3 protein-coding genes are annotated in these 6,050 nt (G+C 36.8%); all 3 read right to left on the reverse strand.

The features are described 5' to 3' along the window. Nucleotides 1–1,336: 1,336 nt before the first annotated feature. A complete protein-coding gene (locus N7650_RS27735) occupies nt 1,337–3,376 on the reverse strand; it encodes a relaxase/mobilization nuclease domain-containing protein (protein ID WP_279900886.1) in 2,040 nt (679 codons plus the stop codon). Then, nucleotides 3,373–3,963, reverse strand: a complete 591-nt coding sequence (locus tag N7650_RS27740; RefSeq protein ID WP_147408622.1) for a hypothetical protein — start codon at nt 3,961–3,963, stop codon at nt 3,373–3,375. Before N7650_RS27740 ends, N7650_RS27735 begins: the two co-directional genes overlap by 4 nt. 364 nt (nt 3,964–4,327) lie before the next feature. Beyond that, the coding region (locus N7650_RS27745; protein WP_279900887.1) for a recombinase family protein at nt 4,328–6,050 on the reverse strand (1,723 nt) is incomplete at its 5' end.

Genomic DNA, 6,050 nt, shown 5'->3' on the forward strand with positions numbered 1-6,050 from the left:
TGATCAAGACGGTAGCGTTTAACCTGTGGTTTTTTGGGGTTCGTGTCATTACTGGAATCATATCGAAAGCCCCGGTTACGTGGTGTATGGCCGCTATGCGGTGGCGTGCAGTGGCTCGCCTATTCTGGTGATCGCTTCGCTTTAAAATCACAAGCTTTTTAAAGGTCAAATTTGTGCTAAATCAAAAACAGTTTTTTTTAGACCCATAACATCATTCTCAGCATGCAACATTAAAATGCTTTTTTCATAAAAAAAATTCAAAACTTTTTAAAAATTTACATCAAATTATTGAGTTTTCAACTTTCCCCAACCCTCTATTTATGGCTTAAATACGGCAAAAACAAGCTGTCAATAGCAAAATGAAAATATATTTATAGTCCGATGTTATTCGTATTTAGGGTTCAACAATATTCGAATTTTAGTTAATTGAGATTTACAACTAACTCCTCAAAAAAAATCATCGGAAAATTTCAAAAATCGCTCCCAGTTTTTTTTCAGCTCAAAGCGTGGGGGATAGGCCACCTCACAAAATGAAAATTTTCAAACCATGCCACTCGATTTGAAAAAACACCTTGATTGCTTTCAACATTCTTAAATGGCATTTTCAAAGCCGGAGTGAAGGTTTTAATGTCTTACTATCAACATTAAAAATTTCGCTTGAATTTGACCGTTTTAAATTGTTTGAGCAGTAAAGTCGCAGTATATGGCTGTGTAGGGTCATGGGTCATGGGTTAGGGGGTTAGGGGTTAGGTCATGCGGGTGGGTACGTGCGTCTTTCTTAATAAATAAGATCTTCTTTATATACTCAAAGCCTAGCGGCTTTTCGCTTTACAATTCCAGAATTGCCTTCGAAGAAGGCTTCGCCTTTGATCTTCTCAGGCAAATCTGGTCTTCCTCGTTTCTATTAAAAAAACAAGTGAAGCCTGACCTGATTTTGCTATTTTCTCAGGGTTTAAATCTGTGATATTCAGTTTAAACTTTGAACACTTGATGGCTATATCAGCACCACATTGGAACCCTGTTCAACATATTTCTATGGCTGGCGGGTTGAGAAATTTCCAATATCCCCATTCTATTTCTCTTTGGCTACGCAACGGAACAATCACCTGAATTTCCAACATTGCTTACAGGTGTTAATACTGACTTTCTTATAGTTATGGAATTTTCCAGCAGGAGGGACTTGAATGATTATAATTATATGTTATAACTTTAATTACAAGTTGAAACTGCTGGTATCAGTTCAACACCGAAGCCTTAATGCTAATCACATTAGGGCTTCACCTTTTCTTATCGTATCATTTAAATATTGAAAGTCAAATAAAGCCCATAGCGGGCTTTATTTTTTATACTTGTAGAAATGCCCCGGACCATACCTAAACCTCTCTTTAATAGCGTAATTCATATCATCTGCTATATCGGGATTGATTTCTTCAAGCCTGTCTTTAAGTTTGTATATATGCTGCCTGCTCCAATATTGGCTTTTTTGTTCTTCGACCAATAGATTTGGAATATACTTTTTGTCAAATTCCCTATGTTCATCAATGCTGTGACTTGAATTTCCCGGCAAGTGCATTTTTTTCAATGAATTAACTTCGTGTTCAATATCGCATATCAAAGCATTTTCTAATCTTTCAAGCACAACGGTTTTAAGCTTATTATCAACTTCATTGTTTTGGATTTTGTCCAAAATCAATAAATGTATGTTGTTGGGTTCTCCTTCAATAACTCCATCTAACGCCTCAATTACGCTGTCAATAATCCCTGAAACAAAGTAGCTTTCTTGATAATCGGATATTAAGTCATCAATCAAATCATCATAAGTAGATGGATCAATGATTGGCTGTTCATCGTCTGCTATCTGTGGCTCAATATCAGCCATTTCTAGCTGTACTTGTGCCTCTGGCATGTCATGGGTCGGTATAATCGGTTTCGATGCCTCTATGGCTTCATGAGCGGCTTCTATGACTGGCTTTTCAATCTTGGCGATAGCTATCAAGACACCATCAGCTTCTTTGAATTCAATTTCTGGCTTGCCCTTATCTCGAAGGTAATCATTCAATTGTTCAACATCTTCCGCTGACAAGTCTTTCACGTTAGGCATTAGGAACTGAAAGCCTGATTTATCAAACAAGCCTAATTCAACTGATTGTTTGATGCCCTCAATACAAAAGCTTTTACTGGCGGATTCCGTTTTGATAGTTTCGCATGGTGAATTATTAGTTAATACAATCAAAGCGTCCCGAATTGTCGATGGACTTACTTCATGAATAGAAACGGAATTGCTTTTTTTGTCATGTGTGAACTTGTCATATTCATAACCTTTTTTTGATATTGAATAGTAGCGAACAATATTTGAGTGCTCTTCTGCTTGATATTTCTTTAATCTCCATTGGATTGTGTCTTTTTTTGTTTTTATTATAGGTTCAAAGTCAATTCGTTTGCCAACCCATGCAAGGTTATGTGTGATTTTATTAGGTGTAAACTCTGCCGCTTGCCTTACTATGTCTTTAAGCTGCTCATCATTAAAGTCTTTGAATTTAGCCTTTAAAGACTTCATTGAAAGATTAACCTGCGATGCTTTTAACGAATTATCGTTGCCATCAATAAATGAAAATGCAAGATTTGCCGCATTGTCATTATTTATGCGAATACCGATGTTGTTGGCTTGTAATGCTTCGAAAAGTTCTTGTGGTGACTTTGATTTCTTGGCGGTTGACCTGATGAAATCATCCATCGCTGTAAGTTGGTCAACTTTATCGGCATAAGCTGTTGGATTATGTTTTTTAAATCGTTGCAAATGAGCTGTGGGAGAATACTGAAAATCATCAAGACGTTGTTGTTCTGCTAATACGCACTTTCTATTTTCAACAACTTCAAGCCCGAATTGTTTTTCAAGCTTTGCTGCAACTCTCTCTTTCTTGTCGAAGTCATTGAACGCTTTTGTTGTGTAGCAATTTCCAAATTTATCTTTGTTTTTTACGACGATATGATAATGAAGTTGTCCATTATCAATGTGATAGTCCGCTACGAATGTTCTTGAACCATAGACTTGTCTAACGTATGACTTGACTGCTTTAAAAGCTTTCTGCTTATCTTCTAGTGTTAGGTTATCAACATCAAAGTCATTGGGCGAGAAAGAAACAATATCGCATAAAGCCGCATACTTTTGTCCCTTGCTTAAATCGTCCATAAAGTATTCAGCCATGAAATTACTATATGAATGGTTGTCAGTGAATTTATTTACAAAAGGTAAGTTGCATGTGTCTGGTTCGTTTTTGTGAAAAGCCTTATTCAAGAAATAGTCCACATTGAAAACTATTTCTTTTTTACTAGATAGGTTGGCCGATAAATCTCCTTGTGGCTTTTTGATAATCATGCATCACCATTCTTTTTACTGTTCTTTTCATACTTGACCTCACAAGGCTTTAATGAAACGGTGTCCAGTATCCCATCAAGCTTATTTGATAATTCACGTATAGATTTTATTTGTTGTTCAATAGTGGATATGACTTCACCTAAAAGAAACGTCTTTCCATTCTTGGTTTTATATATGCCGTCATCTGTAATGGATTTTATTGCAAGGCTTAAACCGTTCAATGTTCTTACAAGACCACCATCATTCAATTTTTCTTCAAGTATTTTTGCCGCTTCGATGAGGGTCGGGTCAGTATAAACAATGGAACTATTGACCTTGCTACCCAAGATGCTTCTTAATATCTTAACTCTGTTTGTTTTGGCATGAAGCTTGTCACCATGCACTGGAAAAAGACTTTTAAAAAAAGCGGCGTCTTCACCTGTAAGTCTTAAATGAAAACTGTTGTCCTTTCTTTTGCTATCAGAAACTTTGGCATATATTTTTTTAAATTTTATCTGCTCATCGGCTGACAATTCTTTTTTTGTTTTACCGGGAAAGTGTTCATTTAAGATGTTTGTTGTAATGCTTCCTCTTTTATTGTTTTTCATAATTCACCCATGAATAATTTATTGTTTTTGGCTCTCCTATATTTCAAACGAAGTGCGAAATATCAAGCGTTCTTGGGAACCAAACAATAGATAAATGGGAACCATTTAGCTGTTGGTTGGGAACCAAATAATGAATAAATGGGAACCATTTAAGAGTTATTTGGGAACCAAGAACATTGCTTGCCTAGATAAGTAGCCTATATATAAAGTAACATACATTATAATGTTTTCAAGTGGGTCGAAATTTCAATAAAATTTAAAATTGAAAATGTATAGCACAAAAGAAAGGCCACCAATTGGCGGCCATAATCTGGAAGTTAAAGCAACTTATAAGTCGGTGAAAGTGTCAGCCATGCAGTAGTATTTAAAAATTAACATCTTCAACATGAGGACGGGCATGGTTCAAGATTTCTGAAATTTCATCATCACGTTGAATAGGATTTGTAGTTCTGTATACGTTCTGGATGATGCCATTATTGACGAATCGCTTGGCACCATTTTTGAACATCACACCGTAATCATCAAGCTCAAAGTCAATGACTATTTGACTGATAATTTCATGCAGTATGAGATTGATTTTTGAACGAGCTTCATATGTGCCATGAGCTTTTAACTCTTCAATGGCGTTGTCCATATTTGAGTTATAGACGTTCAGTTGAGATATTTCATATTGAATAGATATGGCTTCAATATCCAAAGCCTTTATGTCCGTTTCTGCTTGTTTGGCTTGCGTAATCATAAACGAAGGTAAATCGCCATCGTTCTCAATAAAGTTCTTCTCAAAGTTTTCAAGCAACTTTTTCTTTTTCTCAATTTCGGCTTGCGTGGCTCTCTGCTTCTTAATTAAATTTTCAAGCGGGTTATTTTCGTGCAAAACATCTGCAAGGTTGATTTCTTGAATTGCTCGAAGCATTACATTCTCAAAATCATCATAACGAAGTCTTTTGGTGATGCATGCCTTTGTGAACTTACCTTTCTTACAAACTAGATAATTAATTGGTTTTGGATTTTTTGCACGCTTATCAATGCCGGGGTTAAGCAAGTGAATAGGGCCATGACAATCAGCACATATCAATAATCCAGTGAATAGATTGGTGAATAACTTGCCTCTGCGACCTTTTCTAGTTGTATTTGTGGCAGTGATTTGTTGGCATTGGTCAAATACTTCTTTGGTAATTACTGCTGGGAAATAGTTTTCAATTGGTTCTCCAGTAGCGATTAAATCACGCTTCCCAGTGTTTTGTTTCTTGGGTTGATACATTCCATAGGTTGCGGGATTGCGAACCATTTTTGAAATAATTGAAGGTTCCCAGTATTCAGCACCTTTAAAAGTCGGAATATTTCGCTCATTCAAGATATTTTTGATTTTTAGCGAACCATTACCATTTTGATAAAGATCGAAAATAAGGCGAACGGTTTCAGCTTTTTCAGGATTTAGGACGTATCTACGGCGTTTAATGTCTTTTCGTATTTCTTCATCAAATACGTCAAAGGTTATCGTATCGAGCCAAGCAGGGGCTTGTGCAGTCATTGCTACACCATGACTAGCGGCAAGCTTTCTTTTTGCTTCCCAGTTTGATAGACCTTTATCGCTTTTGTTTTTACTTTCACCGTGTGAACGTGTTGCATCAATTGATAAAGTTATAATTGTAGAAGCGTCATTTATGTCTTCAATGATTTTTTGTTCATTAGTGCTAATGATCGCTAGCTTCAACCCTTTTGATAAGATCGTATTGATCTTTAAAATCGCATCAATGGGGCCACGACGGGTCAGACGGTCGATGTTTTCCAATGCGAAAACGTCACCGGGGGAAAATTTCCCGGCTTCTAGATCAGTGAAGAACCGGGCAAGCTGCTTTTGGTTGGCGTCGTCAGAAAATGCAGAATGGCCTATGTCTTCAATTGCATGACTTTCATCGAGCGAAAGCCCATTTCTTAGGGCAAAATCAGCGATCAGTTTTCGCTGACGTTCAAGCGAAAAGCCTTTCAACTGCTCGGTTGTAGACATTCGAAGGTATGAAATTAAACGTGCCATGTGCTGCCGTCCGTAAGATCCGATCTTACAGGTATTATACCCCTGACTTGAT

Source organism: Pseudomonas sp. GD04058 (genome assembly GCF_029836855.1).
Taxonomy (GTDB): domain Bacteria; phylum Pseudomonadota; class Gammaproteobacteria; order Pseudomonadales; family Pseudomonadaceae; genus Aquipseudomonas; species Aquipseudomonas bharatica.

What these genes read in the sequence shown, in the direction of transcription:
- N7650_RS27735 (WP_279900886.1), bottom strand. Translation starts at nt 3,376, where the DNA reads ATGATTATCAAAAAGCCACAAGGAGATTTATCGGCCAACCTATCTAGT.
- N7650_RS27740 (WP_147408622.1), bottom strand. Translation starts at nt 3,963, where the DNA reads ATGAAAAACAATAAAAGAGGAAGCATTACAACAAACATCTTAAATGAA.